Origin of the sequence: Streptomyces sp. NPDC002785 (assembly GCF_040295565.1) — a bacterium.
In the GTDB taxonomy this organism is placed as follows: domain Bacteria; phylum Actinomycetota; class Actinomycetes; order Streptomycetales; family Streptomycetaceae; genus Streptomyces.
Genome location: NZ_JBEOVN010000076.1, coordinates 12146 through 31062, shown reverse-complemented (window position 1 = coordinate 31062; position 18917 = coordinate 12146). Strand labels below are relative to the sequence as shown.

Genomic DNA, 18917 nt, shown 5'->3' with positions numbered 1-18917 from the left:
CGGACGGACCTCTTCCATCTCCTCAGGAGTCACACCTGAAAGAAGATCACAACCCTACTCCTGCTTGATTATCCGGGGTACCTAACAAAGCCCTATTAGCAGAGCCGACGGAAGGTGGAGCGGGGCACCGGACGACGCCCCGCTCCACCTTCCGCTGTCGCGCTATTCCGCGCAACCGGTCGAGCGGGGCGCCGAGGAACCGTACGGCATACGAGGAGGCGACCGGGCCGAGCACCACGAACGCACCGAGTGCCGACACCGCATCGGCGGCCGCCAGCCGGACGGACACATCGGCCGGCACGCCGGTCAGGATGGCGCCGAGAGAGGCCACCAGCAGTACGAGCCCGGCGAGGGCACGTGTCCGGGACGCCGCGGAGTCGTCGACGGCGCTCTCGCGCAGGGCGGCGAGCGGAGCGGTGCGTCCGGCCCGGACAGCGGGCAGGAGGGCGGAGCCGAGGCAGACGAGGACGCCCACGGCGAGCGGCAGCAGCAGGGAGACGGCGCTGATCACCAGCGCGCCCTCGGGGAACGGGAATCCGACGGCCGGGAAGAGCGCCTGCAGTCCGGCGGCGATGCCGATACCACCGGCCAGGCCGGCGGCGGAGGCGATCACGCCGACCGCGGTCGCTTCGACGAGGGTCGAGCCGACGACCTGCCTGCGGGAGGCACCGAGGGCGCGCAACAGGGCGTTCTCGCGGGTCCGCTGGGCAACGACGATCGCGAGAGTGTTGTGGATGGAGAAGGTGGCGACCAGCAGCACGATCCCGGAGAACACCAGCAGCAGCGTGGTGAACAGGCTGAGAAAGGCACCGGAGATCATGTCCCGGTTCTCGGCGGCCGATATCTGTCCGGTGATGGCCTCGACGCCCTTGGGCAGTACGGGGCGCAGTGCGTCGACGAGTTCCTGCTGGCTGGTGCCGGGGCCTGCGCGCACCTGGATGGTCGATGCCTCGCCCGGCTTCGGCGTGAGGTATTTCTCGGCATCGGCCTGCGTCAGTGCGGTGTAGGTGACCTGGCCCATGCCGTCCTGGCCGCCGAAGGTGGCCAGTCCGACGATCGTGACGTGTACGGGGTCGGGGGTGCGCAGCACGGTCGTGTCGCCGATCTCGAGCCCGCCCCGGTCGGCGGTACCGCGGTTGATGACGACCTCACCGGGCGCGGACGGGGCGCGTCCGGCGGCGAGCCGGTACGCGTTGAGCTTTCGACGCTCACCCCGTCAAGGGCCCTGACCCGGGTGTCGCCCGTGCCGTAGAGCTTCACGGCGTCGACGACCCGGGCAGCGGTGGTGGCGGAGGCGGACGTGGGGGCGGGCCCGGAGTCGGGGACGGTGGTGGTCATGCCACTCCTCCCTTGCTGCCGCGGCCGAACTGTTCGTCGAGGACGGAGAGCCGGCGCCAGTACTCGTCCTCGTCGAGCTCTCCGGCCGCGAAGCGGCGGCCGAGCAGGGTGATCGGTGACGGTTCGGCGGGTGCTTCCCGGGTGGTGCGGACCTGCCAGGGGCCTCGCCGGCCACGCCAGGCGGTACGGCGCAGCAGGGTGACGCCGCCGTAGACGACGGCCGCCCAGAAGATCGGGAAGAGGAGAATCCAGGGTCCGGGTCCACCGCTGTACGCCAGGGTGTTCATCTCGGTCAGCTCCCTCGGTTCAGGTTCGCGTTCAGGTTTTCCTGACGTTTTCGAGCCTGGCCCCGGGAGGGGGTCCGAGTCGTCGTACGGCCGGCGGCCGTGCACGTACCCCCTCGGGAGTACATGGCTGATCTGCGCCTGCTCCTGTCGGCGGGCAGGGTCACCGGAGTCTGTACCTACTAGTACGTGCAGTTGGTCATGGCCACTCCGGAACGTCTGATCGAAGCCACCTGGGAGCTCCTGTGGGAGCGCGGCTATGTGGGCACCAGCCCCAAGGCCATCCAGCAGCATGCGGGCGCGGGCCAGGGCAGCATGTACCACCACTTCGCGGGCAAACCCGATCTGGCGCTCACGGCCATCCGTCGCACTGCCTCGCAGATGCGCGAGACGGCCGGGCAGCTGCTCGACGGCCCGGGAACGGCGTACGAGCGGATCTCGGCGTATCTCCTGCGTGAGCGCGATGTGCTGCGCGGCTGCCCGGTCGGCCGGCTGACGATGGATCCGGATGTCATTGCCAGTGACGAGCTGCGCGCACCGGTCGACGAGACGATCGGCCGGCTGCGCGGGCTGCTCGCCGAGATTGTCCAGGAGGGCCTGGACCAGGGCGAGTTCACCTGTCCCCTGAATCCCGAAGACGTGGTGGCAACGATCGTCGCGACAGTGCAGGGCGGCTATGTGCTGGCCCGCGCCTCCGGTTCGACGGACGTCTTCGACGCGGGCGCCCGTGGACTGCTCTCACTGCTCGCCCTTGATGAGAGCGCCGCCTGAAACGCGAGGAGCACTACGCGCATGCACATCGCGAGGAAGCGTACCGACACCGCCGCCGGACCGGCCGAGCACTTCAACGGCACCGTCCGGCTCGACGAGATCGCGGCGCCCGCGCGGGTCTGATCAAGGTCGCCGGTGCCTTTCACGGCATCGAAACCCATGCCCGGTTGACGATGACGGCGGGGGCTCGGGCCCATCACCGCACCGGTGCGCCGATCGCCGTCCACCTGGAGCTGGTCACAGCAGCGCTCGATGTACTGGACCTGCTCTGCGGGGAGTTGGAGGCCGCGCCGCAGCGAGTGATCCTCGGCCATCCGGGCCGGACGCCGGACGGGGCGTACAGCGTGAGGCGGCGCGGGCGGGAGCGTATCTGACGTTCGACGGTCCTCGCGTGCCCATCATGCGACGGACTGGCGGCTGCCCGAGCAGCCGGCCGCGCTCGCCGATGCCGGCTTCGGCGGGCAGCTGCTCCTGGGCGGCGACACGACAGTGCCCGAGCCCCCGGTATGTCGTATCTGCTGCGGCGGTTGCGCACTCGCCTCGAACAGGACCTGGGAAAGGAGGCGTTGGACACCATCCTGGTGGGCAACGCGGCACGGGCATTCGTATGGAAGACATCTTCCGGCCCGTCCGGCGGCCGAGAACATCCTGGGCCCGTCCGACGGTCGAGGGCGTGACGGCTACCGGGCGACCAGCGCCCGTTCCCGTCACGCAAGCGCGGCCAGCGGATCGTCCAGCACCGGCTGCCAGGCCAGCTCAGCCGCCCCCACCAGGCTGTTGTGGTCGAGCGTGCACGGCAGGATGGGCAGACTGCCGCTGCGCCCCCACAGACTGCGGTCGGCCACCACCGCACGCAGCCGCTCCGGATCCGCGTCGAGCAGTGCGCGGTGCAGTCCGCCGAGGATGATGCGGTCGGGGTTGAGGATGTTGACCAGCCCGGCGAGCCCGAGGCCGAGCCGGTCGATCAGCTCCTCGGCCGCACCCCGTACCGCCGCGTCGTCGTACTCCGTGCGCAGCAGATCGCCGGCCTGCTTGAGCAGCGACTCCTCCGGACCGGGTTCGCGACGGGCGGCGATGAGGAAGGCCAGCGGATCGGTCTCGACGTCCAGGCAGCCGCGACCGCCGCAGTGGCACGGGCGGCCCTCGGGGTTCACCGTGAGATGGCCGACCTCCAGCGCGAGTCCCGAACTCCCGGTGTGCAGACGGCCGTCGAGGACCAGGGCACCGCCCACGCCGCGGTGGCCGGTGGCCACACAGAGCAGATGCTGGGAACCGCGCCCGGCACCGTGCCGGTGTTCGGCGAGCGCGGCGAGGTTGACGTCGTTCCCGGCGAACGCGGGGCCGGGGATGCCCGCTTCCCGTACACAGGTGGCGAAGATCTCGCGCACCGGCGCGCCCGCCGGCCAGGCGATGTGCAGCGGGTTGAGCGCGGTGCCCTCCGGTTCGGCGACCGCGGACGGCACCGCGAGGCCCGCACCGACGCAGCGCAGCCCGCTGTCCCGCAGCAACCGCGCGCAGTCGTCGACCACTTCGCCGATGACCTGAGCTGGGTCCGCCGTGACGGTGACACAGCCGGGGGCGGTGGCGACGAGCCGCCCACCGAGCCCGACGAGCGCGGCCCGGAACCCGTCGGCATGCACCTGCGCGGCGACGGCGACGGGCCCGGACTCCCGGATGGCCAGCCGGTGCGAGGGGCGGCCCTGCGAGCCGGCGGCGGAGCCCGGCCGGGAATCGACCCGGATCAGGCCGAGCGCTTCCAGCTCTGCGGCGACCGCACCGGCCGTCGCCCGGGTGACCCCGAGCTCGGAGGTGAGGACGGCACGGGTGGGCGCGCGTCCGGTGTGGACCAGTTCCAGCGCGGGTCCGAGCGCGCTGCGGCCCCTCTCCAACTTTGTCCGGGTGGTGGACACCTTGCCGTTCATGGGGGCGAGTGTCCCATGATCCGCGGGTCCCGCCGACTTTTCGGTGGCGTACCTGTGCCCCTTGCGGCCACGGCGGGTGGCCATCTTGCGCCCACTGTCCGGACGCCCCTATGCTGAGTTTGTGCCACAACTAAACAAACTGCGGACGGCCCTACCGGGGGGACCGGGCGGAAACACCGCCCCACCTTCATTGGCCCGCCTCCGTACCGCTCTGACCGTGTTCTTCGCCCTCGATGGCTTCCTCTTCGCCGGCTGGGTGGTCCGCATCCCGGCCATCAAGCACCAGACCGGCGCCTCTGCCTCCACCCTGGGCCTCGCTCTGCTCGGCGTATCCGCCGGGGCCGTGGTGACCATGATGCTCACCGGCAGGCTGTGCCGGCGCTTCGGCAGCCATCCGGTGACCGTGGTCTGCGGCATTCTGCTCTCCCTCAGCATCACCCTGCCCGCGCAGACGCATTCGGCGCTCGCACTCGGCTTGGTGCTGCTGGTCTTCGGCGCCGCGTACGGCGGGATGAACGTGGCGATGAACAGCGCGGCGGTCGACCTGGTCGCCACCCTGCGGCGTCCCGTGATGCCCAGCTTCCACGCCGCGTTCAGCCTCGGCGGAATGGTCGGTGCCGGGATCGGCGGGCTGGTCGCGGGCGGCCTCTCCCCCGCCACGCATCTCTTCATCCTCACCGGGATCGGACTCCTGGTCACCGCGGCGGCCGGACCGGTGCTGCTGCGCCACCCGGCACCGAAGCCGACGTCCACGGCCGACGACGCCGAGAAGCCGCGGCAACTGGACGGGCGGGCCCGCCGCGTGGTGCTCCTGTTCGGCGTGATCGCGCTCTGCACCGCATACGGCGAAGGCGCGCTGGCCGACTGGGGCGCCCTCCATCTGGAACAGGACCTGCACGCCCACCCGGGCATCGCCGCGGCCGGATACTCTCTGTTCGCACTGGCCATGACGGCCGGCCGGCTCAGCGGCACGGCACTGCTCGAACGGCTCGGCCAGACCCGGACCCTCGTCGCGGGCGGTGCGACGGCCACCGCCGGGATGCTGCTCGGCTCGCTCGCCCCGACCACCTGGCTGGCGCTCCTCGGTTTCGCCGTCACCGGTATCGGTCTGGCCAATATCTTCCCCGTCGCGGTCGGCCGGGCCGGTGAGCTGGCCGGGCCCGGTGGAGTGGCCGCCGCGTCGACGCTCGGCTACGGCGGGATGCTGCTCGGACCGCCCGCGATCGGCTTCCTCGCCGACTGGTTCTCCCTCCCGGTGGCCCTCACCACGGTGGCACTGCTGGCCACCGCGGCCGCGGCACTGGGGTACGGAGCACGCAACACAGCCCACGCATGAGAGACCGGCTGCACTGCGAAAACGGCCGAACCCGCTCCCCCCGGGTGGCCCGAAGCGCCGGCACGATCGGGCCAGGAAGATCACAGACCACAACAGGTCCCTGACCGTCGAGTGACAGCTGCCGGCAACCGCGGCGCAGGAGGCGGGGACCGGGGCATCGGTGCCGGCCTGCCCGGGCCGGCAGGTACGCGGCCTTCTCCGGCACACCGGGGATGGTGCACCGCTGGGCGACCGCGTTCGTCATCGAGGAGCACACGTCGTACCACCCGGACAGCGGGGAACCGGATCTGGACGGACCCGAGACTGACCACCTGGCGAGGGGAAGATGCGGTGGCCGATGGGGAGTTCTTGTCCGTCGGCCACCGCATCTGTGACACTTCGAACATGGGACGCCGAAGTCAGGAAGACCGGGACGCCGTGACCGTCGAGATCGGCTTCGCCGTGGTGAGCGGGGCCCTGCTGGCGGCAGCTGCCTTCACCGCAAGCTACGTCCCCGCTCTACTCCTCGGGCTGCCCGGTGCAGCGCGATCCGGACTGGCCGGGATCGCGGCCGTGGTCGCCGCCCTGGTCTTCGTCGGCCGCGTCGTCGATGTGCTGTGGCGGTTCGGCCGCAGGAACACCGCGGTCCCGGTGGTTCGCCGCCCTCCGTCGTGCCCGGGGGGTCAGCCGAGCCAGCCGGGGCGTACGAGCCCCGACTCATAAGCGAGGACGACGAGTTGGGCCCTGTCGCGGGCGCCGAGCTTCACCATGGTGCGGCTGACGTGGGTCTTGGCGGTGAGCGGGCTGACGACCAGCCGTCGGGCGATCTCCTCGTTGGAGAGCCCTATGCCGACGAGTGCCATCACCTCCCTTTCCCGTTCGGTGAGTTCACTCAGTCCGCTCGCCACCGCGGGCTCCTTGGAACGGGCCGCGAACTCGGCGATCAGACGGCGGGTGACCCCCGGGGACAGCAGGGCGTCACCGCACACCACCGCACGTACCGCCCGCAGCAGTTCCTCCGGCTCGGTGTCCTTGACGAGAAAGCCGGAGGCACCGGAGCGGATCGCCTCGAAGACGTACTCGTCGAGCTCGAAGGTGGTGAGCATGACCACCTTGACCTCGCTCAGTTCGGGGTCCGCGGTGATGGCACGGGTCGCGGCCAGGCCGTCGCGATGCGGCATCCGGATGTCCATCAGCACGGTGTCCGGCCGCAGTTCGCGCACCATGCGTACGGCCTCCTCACCGTCGGCGGCCTCCCCCGCGACCTCGATGTCGGGCTGGGCGTCCAGCAGGGCCCGGAAACCGGCCCGGACCAGCAGCTGGTCGTCGGCGAGCAGTACGCGGATCACGGTGTCTCCTCCTGGTGTGCCGCCGCGCCGGCCGAATCGGACGGCAGCGGAAGCTCGGCCCGCACCCGGAAGCCGCCGTCGGCCCGGGGCCCCGCCTCGATCGTGCCACCCAGGGCGGCGGCCCGCTCCCGCATTCCTGCCAGCCCGTTGCCGCTGCCCCCTGCGTCATTGCCGGTGGCGGGTCCTTCGTCGTCGATACGGAGCCGGATGCGGCCGGGCTCGTAACCGATACGGACCTGCGCGGTACGCGATCCGGAGTGCCGGACCGCATTCGTCAGCGCCTCCTACACGATCCGGAAGGCGGCGAGATCCGCGCCGGGCGGGACCGCGCCGCGTACGCCATCGGTCTCGACGGTGACGGTCAGTCCGGTGCTCGCCGCCTGTTCGACGAGCTCGGGTAGCCGGTCGAGTCCGGGGGCCGGGGCCCTGGGGGCGTCTCCGGGGGTACGCAGGGTGTCGAGGACCTGGCGGACCTCGCCCAGCGCCTCCTTGCTGGCCGCTTTGATGGTGGTGAGGGCGGTACGGGCCTGCTCGGGATCGGAGTCCAGCAACGCGAGCCCGACACTCGACTGGACGTTGATGACGGAGATGCTGTGGGCCAGGACGTCATGGAGCTCGCGCGCCATCCGCAGCCGCTCCTCGTCGGCCCGGCGCTGCTCCGCGGCCTCCCGCTCCGCGCGCTGGTCCGCCCACTGCTCACGGCGTACGCGCACGAACTCGGCGGCGGCGATGATGGCCACCACCCAAGCGGCGACGCCCAGTTCCTGTCCCCAGGCTGCGGCGTGGTCATCGGAGGGCGGCAGCCACCGGTAGAGCCAGTGGGCCACCAGGACGTGCCCCAGCCACACCATTGCGACGGCTGTCCAGGCGGCCCGGCGATGCCCGGAGACAACGGCGCTGAAGCAGCCCACGGCAACGGCCAGGAAGACCGGCCCGTACGGATAGCCGGCCACCAGGTAGATCATCGCCGCAGCCGAACTGCCGAAGACGGCCACCACGGGGTGACGGTGGCGCAGCAGAAGTACGGCAACGGCAAGGAAGAGCAGCAGCCGCGCGAAGATGTCCAGCGGCGCCCGCTCGTCCATCTGCCCCCAGGCCGCGATGGTCGAACCGACCATGACGACGGCACCGAGCAGGATCGTCGACGGCCAGGGCAGCCGGGAGGCGGACTGCCCCGGTGTTCCCGTCAGCCAGCGCGGCGGCTCGCCGTGCACCCAGTGTGAGCGTTGCTCTTCCATGCCGGCCACGCTAGACCGCGAGCCGCAGCAGAGGCGTCAGCCGGGCGTGGCGATCACCCGTACTCCCTGTGGAGTACGTCGTACGGGGTGGGGCGCGGGACGAAGAAGTACCCGGAGGCTCCCTGTTCCCGTGTTCCCCAGCGCCGTGACCGGCAATGTTTGCCGTGTATGGAGCGTCGTCCGGTGCGTGCGACCGCAAGGCGGCCGGAAGTCCTTGGGTGTGGCCTCCCCTGCTCGAACGAAGCTGATGGGCGAAGGAGCTACCAGGGCGTTTGGCGGCCTGAAGCAGCCAGGAAGCGGAACGCGACGTCGTCGGCGCACTTGCACTCGATCGCCCGGGAGGAACGGACGCCGGTGGCGCAGCCGTAGATCAGCAAGCGCACCACGAGGGTGGGGTCGTAGGGCGGGTAGCCTCGCTTCTCGGTGTGGTCGGACAGGACAGGCCTCAGGTCCAGCACGTCGTCGACCAGGTCGGCGACGAACCGGGCCAGTGCCCCTCGGGCAGCCAGTCGTCCATCGACGGTGGCAGCAGGACCTGGTGCGGGTCGAACGCCCGGAGCCGCTTGTCCACCGCCGCCGGACGACCCTGCGGCCACTTCTTCTCGGCCGGCTCGACCTCGAACAGCCCATCCCCACCACCCATACCGACATTATCCGGCAGGAATGATCACGAAACGCAGGCGGGTTGCCGGTTACTGGGAAGCGCTCCTACGACTGGTACCGGTAGAGGTCGCGCAGCAGGGCGATCTCGGCTCCGTGGTGCAGGAGTTCCTGGTTCACCCACCAGATGATGTCGATGAATGGCTCCTCCGGGTCGCCGCCGTGCGGGTATGTGCAGTGGCCGATCTTGTCGAGCACTGCGTCGTCGGCGGCGAGCAGGGCCTCGCGCCAGGCTGCGACGGCAGCCGAGAGGCTCGCGATCGCCCCGGCGGCATCAGGGCTGACCCGGAAGTCGTCCCTGGTAAGGCTGTGGGTGCCGTTGGCGTGGTCGGCACGGACGGCCAGCATCTCGGCGAGGTGGGTCAGCCGCCAGGCGATCGTGGTGAAGGGCGGCGGCGCTGGGTGAGGCGAGGCCGCCGAGTCCCGGCCCCAGTCGCCCGCCCCCACTAGCAGGGTGGCGCGTGCTCCAGGCCCGTCCACATGGCGGCGGACCGACCAGCAGTCGGGCACCGGCTCCCAGAGGTACTCCGCGTCGGTCATCGGGGTGGCTTCGACCTCGACCCCGTTGCCACTGTCCACCACCGGCCCGTTGATCCGGCCGAGCAGACGCTCGCAGCCGAAGTCGAACTGGTCCAGCAGTGTCACCAGGCGTGCGGGTGTCGTGACCTGACGGCTCATTACTCCTCCTTCACCCCCGCGATTGAGCGGATTGCGGGTATCGGCGAGGGCAGCGGCCACAGTACCGACAGGGCGCCGCCGGCGCCCGCGATTAACAGCGTCTTGCGGATGGCCGAGGCAGGTCCCAACGCTCCGCACACCAGGCGGATGCCGGGGGTCACCATGTCTCAGCCGTACTACCTTCAGGGCAACGCGTTCGACGTCCGGATGAAAAGTGTCATCGGCTGGCTCGCCCGGCACGGCGTCAGCCTTCCCGGCTCGGCCGAGATGTCGGTGCGCGGCCGCAAGAGCGGACAGATGCAGCGCATCCCCGTGAACCGTTCCTAACCAGTGTGCAGGAGTGAGTCCTGGACCCACTGTTGCGTACTGGGCGCATCCCGAACGGTTTTGGCGGGGCCGCCGATGAGGTTGCCGTGTGGGTCGAGGTGGTAGGCGGCGAAGTGGTCGGCGTTGGTGTCGACGCCGATCATGCCCCGGGCGCGGGCGGTCTCCAACGGGACGGTCCGCACGACGGGGCGTTGCCAGGACGCGGTGAGGTACCAGCGGCCACGGTCCACGTCGAGGTGGATGCGGTAGGCGACGGCTCGGTTCGCGGCGATGCGGTCGGCCCACTCCACGCCACGGTGCGCAAACACGACGGTGGAGGCGAGGGTGTACCGGCCGTGCTGGGCATTGGCCAGATGCGCGAGCGGGGCGGGCAGCTTGATCGACACTTCGCCGGTGTCGGTGACGCGGATGGTTTCGTTCCCGAACCGTTTCCCGGACTCGCCGTCGGCGGCGATGAACCATCGTTCCGCTTCCCAGTGTTCCCGCCACCGGTCTTCGGTGAGGTGGGCGTCGGCGAGGTGGTGGCGGGTGTTGAGGAGTCGCTTGCTGCCCCGTACGACCCGGACCCGTCCGGCCTGCTGGTCACGGACCGCGGCGGCGTGCCGGGCTTCCAGCGCCGCGAGACGGCGGGACTTGTGGAACCACTCGCTCCGGGAGCGGTAGCCGCCCGGGGCCCCCTTGGTGCCGGGCGCACCGATCGGGAGGGACAGGCGGTGCCGCAGCGTCCTGATCCCGGCTGCCAGATTCCGGATGTGTGCTGCCTGACCACGGCGTGCGAGCGCCCACTGATCGTGCGTGGCCTTGGTGATCGCACCCGCGATCCGCGAAGACGACAGCGGCGTCAGGTCCCGCTTACGCCACGCCCACGTGTCCGCGCTGTGCTCCGGGCCATCCGCGCAGCGAGCCCTGAGATCACGCGAAGCGAGCGCTCACCGACCGCGCGCAGGACTCCCTCGTCGTGCCGTGTGAGGTGCTTGAGACGGTCCCGGATCGCCACCCCAGCAGGCCCCGGCACCACGAAGGACGCCGTCAACTCCCGCAAAACCACCCACCACACCACCCCCTCCCACCAGGCCGGACACCTGCCACCCAGCCCAACGAGCAGCAGCCACCAAGGTCACCCATTCGGCCCCAGAACCCCCGTTCCCACCCCCGCAAACCCGCCAACAGGACTCGCCCCCGCTCACCACAACTCACTCCAGTGCAGCAAACCGGCAGCAGCTCACAACCCCCACACCTACGAGGGCACGCAGTATCTGGTCTCCGCGCGGGGCCACTCCCAGTGGGTGCGCAACATGCGGGTCGCGGGCGGCGGCGAGCTGCGGGTGGGCCGGAGGATCCGCACCTTCACAGCCGTGGAGATCGCGGACGACGAGCAGAAGCTGATCGTCCGCGCCTACCTGGAGCAGTGGGGCTGGGAGGTCAACCAGTACTTCCAGGGCATCACCGCGAAATCCACGGACACAGAACTCCTGGCTGCCTGCCCGGACCACCCCGTCTTCCGGATCACCGTGGAGGGCTGACCGAGCGACCCGGCCCGCCCTCGGCGTCAGATGCAGGTGCCAGGGATCAGATGTCAGATGTCAGATGTCAGATGTCAACGGTCCATCGCCGACAGGGCCCGTTGTGCCAGTGGATGCGTACGGACCAGCTCGGCCAGCGAAGTCGTTCCCCGGGTGATGCCGGCGAACGCATTCCAGGCCGGGCGGAATCCCGTCAGCACCGCGTGCAGCACCCCCGGACGACGCTCGAACAGCTTCAGCATGCGCCGTCCGACACCCATCTCGACACCCAGGCCGGCCTTGATGGCGAAGGCGTAGTTGAGCGCCTGGCGTCGGGCGTCCACCGCGTCGTGAGACTCCGCGATCCGGACCGCCCACTCACCGGCGAGCCGCCCCGAACGCAGCGCGAAGGAGATGCCTTCGCGGGTCCACGGCTCCAGCAGCCCCGCCGCATCGCCACACACCAGCACCCGCCCGCGCGACAGCGGCGAGTCGTCGCTGCGACAGCGCGTCAGATGCCCGGAGGAGATCTTCGGCTCGAAGCCGGCGAGACCGAGCCGGGCGATGAAGTCTTCCAGGTACCGCTTGGTCCCCGCCCCGTCACCCCGCGCCGAGATCACGCCGACAGTGAGGGTGTCGCCCTTGGGGAACACCCAGCCGTAACTGCCGGGCATGGGGCCCCAGTCGATCAGCACCCGCCCCGCCCAGTCCTCCGCAACCGTTTCCGGAACCGGGATCTCGGCCTCCAGGCCGAGATCCACCTGGTCGAGTTTCACCCCGACATGGGCTCCTATGCGCCCAGCACTGCCATCCGCTCCGACGACCGCGCGAGCCAGGATCGTCTCGCCGCCGGACAGCACCACGGCGACCGTGCGACGGTCCGGCACGGCGGCGCCGTGCTGCTCGACCCGCGTCACCGTCGCTCCGGTACGGAGTTCGGCGCCCGCCTTCTGCGCCTCCTCGACCAGCCCCGCGTCGAACTCGGGGCGGTTGATGAGCCCGAAGAGCATCCGCTTGGAGCGGCGGGTCCGCGCCAGCCTGCCGTTGAGCGAGAACGTGACCGCGTGGATCCGGTCCCGCAGCGGCAGTTCGAATCCAGGGGGCAGCGAATCACGCGAAAACCCGATGATGCCGCCGCCACACGTCTTGTAGCGGGGCAGTTCCGCCTTCTCGAGGAGCAGTACCCGTCGGCCGGCGACCGCCGCCGCGTATGCCGCGGAGGCTCCGGCCGGTCCGCCACCGACTACGACGACGTCCCACACGGACGACTCTTCGTGCTCCTGTACGGCGTCTGCGTTCTCGCTGCTCACGATGTGCTTCTGCTCCCGATCCCACCAGTGGCCCATGCTGCTCACGGCATCCTACGGCGCGCCCGGCCCGGCACCCGCTGTGGGAGGATCGACCGTGCGTTCGTCCTACATGCAACGCCGCACACTCGGTGTACATGTACCCGGATTCGTACACATAACGTCGCACCCACGAGGAGCGTACCCATGACCGCCCGTCCGATCTCCGAGACCATCGCCTCGCTGATGCCCCGTGCCAAGGCGGAGCTGACCGAGCTCGTGGCCTTCCAGTCGGTGGCGGATCCCGCGCAGTTCCCGAAGAGCGAGTGCGAGGCAGCGGCCAATTGGGTCGCCGACGCGCTGCGCGCCGAGGACTTCCAGGATGTCGCCCTGCTCGACACCCCCGACGGCACCCAGTCGGTGTACGGCTTCCTGCCCGGCCCGGCCGGCGCCCCGACCGTACTGCTCTACGCGCACTACGACGTGCAGCCGCCGCTCGACGAGTCCGCCTGGCTCTCCCCGCCGTTCGAGCTGACGGAGCGCGACGGCCGCTGGTTCGGCCGCGGCACGGCCGACTGCAAGGGCGGCTTCATCATGCATCTCCTCGCCCTGCGCGCCCTCAAGGCCGACGGCGGCGTCCCGGTCTCCGTCAAGGTGATCGCGGAGGGGTCCGAGGAGCAGAGCACCGGCGGTCTGGAGCGGTACGCCGAGGCGCACCCCGAGCTGCTGACCGCCGACACGATCGTCATCGGCGACACCGGCAACTTCCGGGTCGGTCTGCCGACGGTGACCGCGACGCTGCGCGGTATGACGGTGCTGCGGGTCACGCTCGACACCCTCGAAGGAAACCTGCACTCAGGACAGTTCGGCGGCGCCGCCCCGGACGCGCTGGCCGCGATGATCCAGCTGCTGTCGTCGCTGCGCGCCGAGGACGGCACCACGACCGTCGACGGGCTCACCACCGACACGGAATGGGACGGACTGCAGTACACGGAAGCCGAGTTCCGCAAGGACGCGAAGGTCCTCGACGGCGTCGGACTGATCGGCACGGGTACGGTCGCCGACCGGATCTGGGCGCGGCCAGCCGTCACCGTCATCGGCATCGACTGCCCGCCGGTGGTCGGCGCGACACCGTCGCTGCAGGCGAGCGCGCGGGCGCAGGTCAGCCTGCGGGTGCCGCCGGGCCAGGACGCCGCGAAGGCGACCGAGTTGCTGACCGCCCACCTCAAGGCGCACGCCCCGTGGGGGGCCAGGGTGTCCGTGGAACAGGTCGGCCAGGGCCAGCCGTTCCGCGCGGACACCTCCAGCCCTGCGTACACGTCCATGGCGCAGGCGATGGAGGCCGCGTACCCCGGCGAGAAGATGCAGACGTCCGGGATGGGCGGCTCGATCCCGCTCTGCAACACCCTCGCCGCCCTCTACCCGGAGGCCGAGATCCTCTTGATCGGCCTGAGCGAACCGGAGGCGCAGATCCACGCGGTGAACGAGAGCGTGTCACCCGAGGAGCTGGAGCGGCTGTCGCTCGCCGAGGCCCTGTTCCTGCGGAACTACGCGGAGTCCAAGCGGGCCTGACTCCGGCTCGGGCGCAGGCCGTGGCCTCGTTCCAGCGGCCGGCCGCCCTGGAACCGGCCACGGTCTGCTTCGGACACGGCGATCCGCTCACCGTCGACGCCGCCGCGGTGCTGCGTGCCTCAGCCGACCGGGACTCCGGCCTCCAGGTTGAGCACGGTTGACCGCTCCCGCGCGCGGAGCGCCCAGCGCAGCCGTTCGTACCGGGTGGGAGGCAGCATGGTGGCCGCCTCCTCCTCGGTGACGAACCGCCAGCCGCGCAGTTCGGAGCCGGGCAGCAGCAGCCGTTCGGCATCCGCACCGGGCAGTAGGCCGCCGTCGAAGAGCATTCGCAGCCCTCCGTAGCCGGGGGGTCTCGGCTCCTCCCAGTCGATGACGAGCAGTTTCGGCATTCGTTCGAGATGGATGCCTATCTCCTCGGCCACTTCACGGATCCCGGCCTGTGCCGGTGCCTCGCCGGCCTCGACCACTCCGCCCGGGAACTCCCAGCCGGGCTTGTACGTCGGGTCGACGAGGAGCACCCGGTCACATTCGTCGAAGAGCAGAACGCCGGCCGCGACGGTCTCCGCGGTCGGCTCGGGCGTCTGCACGATCTCGCATGCGGTGGCCGCCCCGGTACGGACCGCCTCGGCGATCCGCTCGGCCGTGTCGTACGGAGTGAGCGCGCTGGTGTCGATGATGTGGGCGTCCCGGGTGAGCCAGCCGAGCGCCGCCCGGTAGGGCTCGATGTGCTCGTAGGACCACTGTCGGATCCGTTCGCTGTGCTCCGGGTCGTCGGCGAACTCCACCCGGTCGGCGATCCGTTTGCGCAGGATCGTTTCCTCAGGTGAGAGCAGGACATGGTGCACCGCAACGCGTCGGGAGGCGAGGCCTCCGAAGATCTCGTCGCGGTACTCCTGTCGCAGCAGTGTCATCGGCACCACTAGCACCCCGGGCACCTCGGCGAGCAGGGCGGCGGCGGTGTCCACCACCAGACGCCGCCAGATCGGCAGGTCCTGGAAGTCCGTCACCTCGGCAAGTCTCTTCTGGGGCAGCAGATACCGCAGCTCCGCCCCGATCAGCTCGGGGTCGTAGAACGTGCTGTTCGGGATCAGATCGACCAGCTCGCGCGCGGCGCTCGTCTTGCCCGCGCTGAACGCACCGTTGATCCAGACGATCACGGTTCCCCCTCTTCCGTAGCCCCCTGTGGCTTGCCCGCAACACCCTGCCGCGAAAACCCCGCTGTGGCGATGCTGTTACCCGAAAGAACCGTCGGATGCCCGTGGACGGCGTCGCACCGTACGAGTCCGGCCGTCGTTCCTGGTGGTCGTACCGCAGCAGTCGACGGACCGGCGCCGCTGGGACCCGGGCTACCCCTTGCTGGAGCCCAGGGTGAGGCCCGCGATGAAGTGGCGCTGGAGCAGCAGGAAGACCACGAGCGTCGGCAGAGCGACGATCACCGAGCCTGCGGCGAGCAGGTTGTAGTCCGTGAAGAACTGGCCCCTGAGATTGTTCAGCGCCGAGGTGATGGGGAGCTTGTCGCCGTCGGAGATGAAGACCAGTGCCCACAGGAAGTCGTTGTACATCCAGGTGAACTGGAGCGTGCCGAGCGCGGCCAGGGCCGGGCGGCACAGGGGCAGGGTGATCCGCCAGTACTGGGTCCAGACGCCCGCGCCGTCGACGATCGCGGCCTCCAGGATCTCCTGCGGCAGGGTGCGCATGAAGTTGGCCAGGACGAAGACACAGAAGCCGAGCTGGAAGCCGATCTGCACGGTGATGACGGCCCAGTACGAGTCGAACATCGTCATCGAGTCGGACATCCAGTAGGGCAGCGGGATGCGGTTGAAGACGACGTACAGGGGTGTGACGATCACCTGCTGCGGCAGCAGGTTCCCGGCCGTGAAGAGCATCAGCAGGACGAGCCCGCCACGCATCTTCAGCCGGGCCAGCGCGAAGGCCACGAAGGAGGCGAGGAAGAGGGTGACGAGTACGCCCGGGACCGCGATGATCACGGTGTTGACGAAGTACTTCGTCATGCCGGAGTCGGAGAACGCCTGGCGGTAGTAGTCCAGGGAGAGGTGGCGCGGCAGCGAGAAGTAGCCGTGTTCCGAGGTCTCGTCGTACGGCCGCAGCGAGGCGTAGACCGCGAGCAGCAGCGGGGCGAGGAAGGCGAGGGAGACCGCCATCAGGAAGGCGTGGACGCCGATCCTGCCGGGGCGGATCCGGCGCCGGGCGGTGGGGGCCGGTGGCGCCGGTGGTGTGGTGGGACGTGCGGAGGCGATGTGGACGGTCAACGGTTCTTCTCCCCTCGGAGCTCCTGGACCAGGTACGTCACGACGAATCCCAGGGAGACGGCCAGCAGGACGACGGCGATGGCGGAGCCGAATCCGATACGGCTGGCCTCACCGATGATGTTGTCGGTGACGAGCACCGAGAGGAGTTCGAGTCCGTTGCGGCCGTGGTTGACGGCGTACACGATGTCGAAGGCGCGCAGGGACTCGATGACGGTGATGACGCCGACGATGACATTGACCGGCCGCAGCGTGGGGAAGACGATGCGGAAGAAAGTCTGGGCCTCGCCCGCCCCGTCGATCGCCGCGGCCTCCTTCAGCGAGGGGTCGACGGCCTTGAGCCCGGCGAGGTAGAGGATCATCACGTAGCCGGTGTGCCGCCAGGCCGCGGCCAGCAGGACCACCCAGATGTTGAGGTTCGGATCGCCGAGCCAGTCGGTCGGCGACTTCGTGTCCCCGATGACCGCGTTGAGGGCTCCCTGGTCGCGGGAGAAGATCAGCTGGGCCATGAAACCGACCACGGCGAGCGACAGCACGACGGGCATGTACAGCGTCGACTGGTAGAAGCGGCTGAAGCGCACGCCCCTGTCGATGAGTACGGCCAGCAGCAGCCCGAATGGTGCGGCGACCAGGCCCAGGAAGGCGAGCCAGAGCAGATTGTGCCGGGCGGCGGGCCAGAACTGAGGGTAGTTGTTGAAGAGGTTCGCGTAGTTCTGCGTACCGACCCACTTGATGTCACCGATGCCGTCCCAGCTGGTGAAGGAGAGCACGACGGAGGCGAGGGTCGGTCCCCACACGATGGCGATGTCGAGCAGGACGGGTATGCCGAGCAGCACACCGAGTACGGCGAGGTCGCGGCCGGTGAACCGCCGCGAGACCCGCCGTCCGGTGCGCCGCGCCGAGATGAACGACACGGTCGGTACTCCAGGTTCAGTCGGATTCCATCGGGGTCGTCCGGGGTCAGTCGGCGGCGAAGATGGTCTTCTTCTGCCGTTCGATGTCGTTGACCAGGCCGTCCACGTCGTTCGGATTGCTGATGAATCTCTGGATCGCCGGGATCATCACCGTGGAGGAGAAGTCCGGCCGGGTGTCGCGGTCCAGGAACTGGGAGATCTGCTTCGCCCCGGAGACCAGTTCCACGGCCTTCTTCTGGAGCGGTGAGTACGCGGAGATGTTCGCCTGGTCGCTGACCGCGATGTTGTTCGGGTCGCTCTTCAGGTAGATGTCCTCGGCCTTCCCCGTGGCCAGCCACTTGAGCAGATCCTTGGCGCTCTCCAGGGTCTTCTCGTTCTTGAGGTTCTTCGACTTCTTCGCCAGCAGGAACCCGTCGATGGGTGCCTCGACCGCGTCCTGCCCGTGCTCCGGGTTGATGACGGGGAAGGGGAAGAAGTCGATGTCGCCCTGTTCGCCCTTGGGGAACTGTGCCCCGGGGTGCGGCAGGCCGAACACGGCCATGCCGGCCTCCTTCTTCTGGAGGCTGGTGGCGGCCTCCTGCCAAGTACGGCCGTTGGCGCCCTGCTGGCAGTATGGGAGCAGCTTGCGCCAGGTGTCGAAGACCTCCTTGACCCGCTTGTCGGTCCAGGCGACTTCACCGGCCATCAGGCTCTTGTGGAACTCATAGCCGTTGGTCCGCATGTTGATGTAGTCGAAGGTGCCCATGGCGGGCCAGCCGTCCTTGTCGCAGAAGGCGATGGGGTCCAGCTTGTCCTTCTGCATCTGCTTGGCGAGCGCCACGTACTCGTCGAGTGTCTTCGGTGCCTGATAGCCGCGCTCGTCGAACAGGCTCTTACGATGGAAGACGGCCCACGGATAGTAGTAGTACGGCGTGAGGTACTGCTTGCCGTCCGCGCCGGTGGACTGGGCTTTCAGCGCGGCCGAGAAGCCTTTGTAGTCCTGCCAGTTGTCACTGATGTCGTACAGCAGGCCCTTCTCGGCGAAGAACTGCATCCGGTAGCCGGCGAACCACATGAAGACATCGTCCGGCTTACCCTGCAGATACCGGTTGATGTTCTCCTGAAAGGTGTTGTGGTCGACGGTGTTGACCTTCACCTTCCGCCCGCCGGACTGCTCCTCGTACGCCGCGAAAGCCTCGGCGAAGGCCTTCTTCGGAATGGGGTCGGAGGAATTCGAACCCATGGTGATCGTCTTGCCGTCACCGCCGGGGCCGCTCCCGCAGGCGGCGAGCAGCGAGGGCAGTGTCACGGCTCCCGCACCGACTGCCGCACCACGTAACAGACTTCGCCGGGACATCCGATGTCCTGCGACGCTGCCCGGCACACCTGACCTGTCGTCATCAGACTGCGTCATGCCCAACTCCTCCGGGATGCAACCCAACACAACCAAACGTGCGATTGGATCTCACCCCCAAGTGACGGTGTCGGTCAAGGGTTTTGACGAGATGTCGGACA

14 protein-coding genes and 6 pseudogenes are annotated in these 18917 nt (G+C 69.5%); 7 read left to right on the top strand and 13 right to left on the bottom strand.

Annotated elements, in window-relative coordinates; genetic code table 11:
* Window positions 1-121 precede the first annotated feature (121 nt).
* Together ABTZ94_RS19380 and ABTZ94_RS19375 are read right to left on the bottom strand one after the other, a co-directional pair.
* Window positions 122-1201, bottom strand: a pseudogene (locus ABTZ94_RS19380) (ABC transporter permease); the annotation flags it as partial.
* 133 nt (window positions 1202-1334) lie between these two features.
* Window positions 1335-1625, bottom strand: coding sequence for an SHOCT domain-containing protein (locus ABTZ94_RS19375; RefSeq protein ID WP_351202276.1), 291 nt, complete (start codon window positions 1623-1625; stop codon window positions 1335-1337).
* Between the two features lie 198 nt (window positions 1626-1823).
* Between ABTZ94_RS19375 and ABTZ94_RS19370 the strand changes: the two genes are divergently transcribed.
* A complete protein-coding gene (locus ABTZ94_RS19370; RefSeq protein ID WP_351202275.1) occupies window positions 1824-2393 on the top strand; it encodes a TetR/AcrR family transcriptional regulator in 570 nt (189 codons plus the stop codon).
* Between the two features lie 104 nt (window positions 2394-2497).
* Window positions 2498-3070: pseudogene (locus tag ABTZ94_RS19360) on the top strand (phosphotriesterase family protein); the annotation flags it as partial.
* A 30-nt stretch (window positions 3071-3100) separates the two neighbouring features.
* Here the strand turns inward: ABTZ94_RS19360 and ABTZ94_RS19355 are convergent.
* Window positions 3101-4315: an ROK family protein gene (locus ABTZ94_RS19355; protein WP_351202274.1), complete on the bottom strand. Its 1215-nt coding sequence runs from the start codon at window positions 4313-4315 to the stop codon at window positions 3101-3103.
* Window positions 4316-4436: 121 nt separating this feature from the next.
* On the opposite strand from ABTZ94_RS19355, the gene ABTZ94_RS19350 reads away from it, so the two are divergent.
* On the top strand, window positions 4437-5651 hold the full coding sequence (locus ABTZ94_RS19350; protein ID WP_351202273.1) for an MFS transporter: 1215 nt from the start codon (window positions 4437-4439) through the stop codon (window positions 5649-5651).
* Window positions 5652-6035: 384 nt separating this feature from the next.
* A complete protein-coding gene (locus ABTZ94_RS19340; protein WP_351202272.1) occupies window positions 6036-6353 on the top strand; it encodes a DUF6332 family protein in 318 nt (105 codons plus the stop codon).
* On the opposite strand, the gene ABTZ94_RS19335 is transcribed toward ABTZ94_RS19340, so the two are convergent.
* The 4 genes and pseudogenes from ABTZ94_RS19335 to ABTZ94_RS19320 all read right to left on the bottom strand — a co-directional run bounded on the left by ABTZ94_RS19335 (window position 6314) and on the right by ABTZ94_RS19320 (window position 9555).
* On the bottom strand, window positions 6314-6979 hold the full coding sequence (locus ABTZ94_RS19335) for a response regulator (protein ID WP_351202271.1): 666 nt from the start codon (window positions 6977-6979) through the stop codon (window positions 6314-6316). The two genes, ABTZ94_RS19340 and ABTZ94_RS19335, sit on opposite strands and share 40 nt — an antisense overlap.
* Window positions 6976-8217 (bottom strand): annotated as a pseudogene (locus tag ABTZ94_RS19330) (sensor histidine kinase). Before ABTZ94_RS19330 ends, ABTZ94_RS19335 begins: the two are co-directional and overlap by 4 nt.
* Window positions 8218-8501: 284 nt before the next feature.
* A pseudogene (locus tag ABTZ94_RS19325) lies at window positions 8502-8788 on the bottom strand (transposase); the annotation flags it as partial.
* Window positions 8789-8925: 137 nt separating this feature from the next.
* On the bottom strand, window positions 8926-9555 hold the full coding sequence (locus ABTZ94_RS19320; protein ID WP_351202270.1) for a DinB family protein: 630 nt from the start codon (window positions 9553-9555) through the stop codon (window positions 8926-8928).
* 162 nt (window positions 9556-9717) lie between these two features.
* Between ABTZ94_RS19320 and ABTZ94_RS19315 the strand changes: the two are divergent.
* A pseudogene (locus tag ABTZ94_RS19315) lies at window positions 9718-9873 on the top strand (deazaflavin-dependent nitroreductase); the annotation flags it as partial.
* 68 nt (window positions 9874-9941) lie between these two features.
* On the opposite strand, the pseudogene ABTZ94_RS19310 reads toward ABTZ94_RS19315, so the two are convergent.
* Window positions 9942-10930: pseudogene (locus ABTZ94_RS19310) on the bottom strand (IS200/IS605 family accessory protein TnpB-related protein); the annotation flags it as partial.
* Here ABTZ94_RS19310 and ABTZ94_RS19305 point away from each other — a divergent pair.
* Window positions 10857-11405: a PNPOx family protein gene (locus tag ABTZ94_RS19305; protein ID WP_351202269.1), complete on the top strand. Its 549-nt coding sequence runs from the start codon at window positions 10857-10859 to the stop codon at window positions 11403-11405. The pseudogene ABTZ94_RS19310 and the gene ABTZ94_RS19305 sit on opposite strands and share 74 nt — an antisense overlap.
* A 74-nt stretch (window positions 11406-11479) precedes the next feature.
* Here ABTZ94_RS19305 and ABTZ94_RS19300 read toward each other — a convergent pair whose 3' ends face one another.
* Window positions 11480-12694 carry a geranylgeranyl reductase family protein gene (locus ABTZ94_RS19300; protein ID WP_351202268.1) on the bottom strand — a complete coding sequence of 405 codons (1215 nt, stop codon included), beginning with the start codon at window positions 12692-12694 and terminating at the stop codon, window positions 11480-11482.
* Between the two features lie 183 nt (window positions 12695-12877).
* On the opposite strand from ABTZ94_RS19300, the gene ABTZ94_RS19295 reads away from it, so the two are divergent.
* On the top strand, window positions 12878-14242 hold the full coding sequence (locus ABTZ94_RS19295) for a dipeptidase (RefSeq protein WP_351202267.1): 1365 nt from the start codon (window positions 12878-12880) through the stop codon (window positions 14240-14242).
* 119 nt (window positions 14243-14361) lie between these two features.
* On the opposite strand, the gene ABTZ94_RS19290 is transcribed toward ABTZ94_RS19295, so the two are convergent.
* The 4 genes from ABTZ94_RS19290 to ABTZ94_RS19275 all read right to left on the bottom strand — a co-directional run bounded on the left by ABTZ94_RS19290 (window position 14362) and on the right by ABTZ94_RS19275 (window position 18759).
* Window positions 14362-15399: an NUDIX domain-containing protein gene (locus ABTZ94_RS19290; protein WP_351202266.1), complete on the bottom strand. Its 1038-nt coding sequence runs from the start codon at window positions 15397-15399 to the stop codon at window positions 14362-14364.
* Between the two features lie 189 nt (window positions 15400-15588).
* On the bottom strand, window positions 15589-16500 hold the full coding sequence (locus tag ABTZ94_RS19285; protein ID WP_502967269.1) for a carbohydrate ABC transporter permease: 912 nt from the start codon (window positions 16498-16500) through the stop codon (window positions 15589-15591).
* An 8-nt stretch (window positions 16501-16508) separates the two neighbouring features.
* The gene (locus ABTZ94_RS19280) at window positions 16509-17423 is read right to left on the bottom strand and encodes a carbohydrate ABC transporter permease (RefSeq protein WP_351202265.1); all 915 of its coding nucleotides are present in this window, start codon (window positions 17421-17423) and stop codon (window positions 16509-16511) included.
* Window positions 17424-17469: 46 nt separating this feature from the next.
* A complete protein-coding gene (locus tag ABTZ94_RS19275) occupies window positions 17470-18759 on the bottom strand; it encodes an ABC transporter substrate-binding protein (protein WP_351202277.1) in 1290 nt (429 codons plus the stop codon).
* Window positions 18760-18917: the final 158 nt, after the last annotated feature.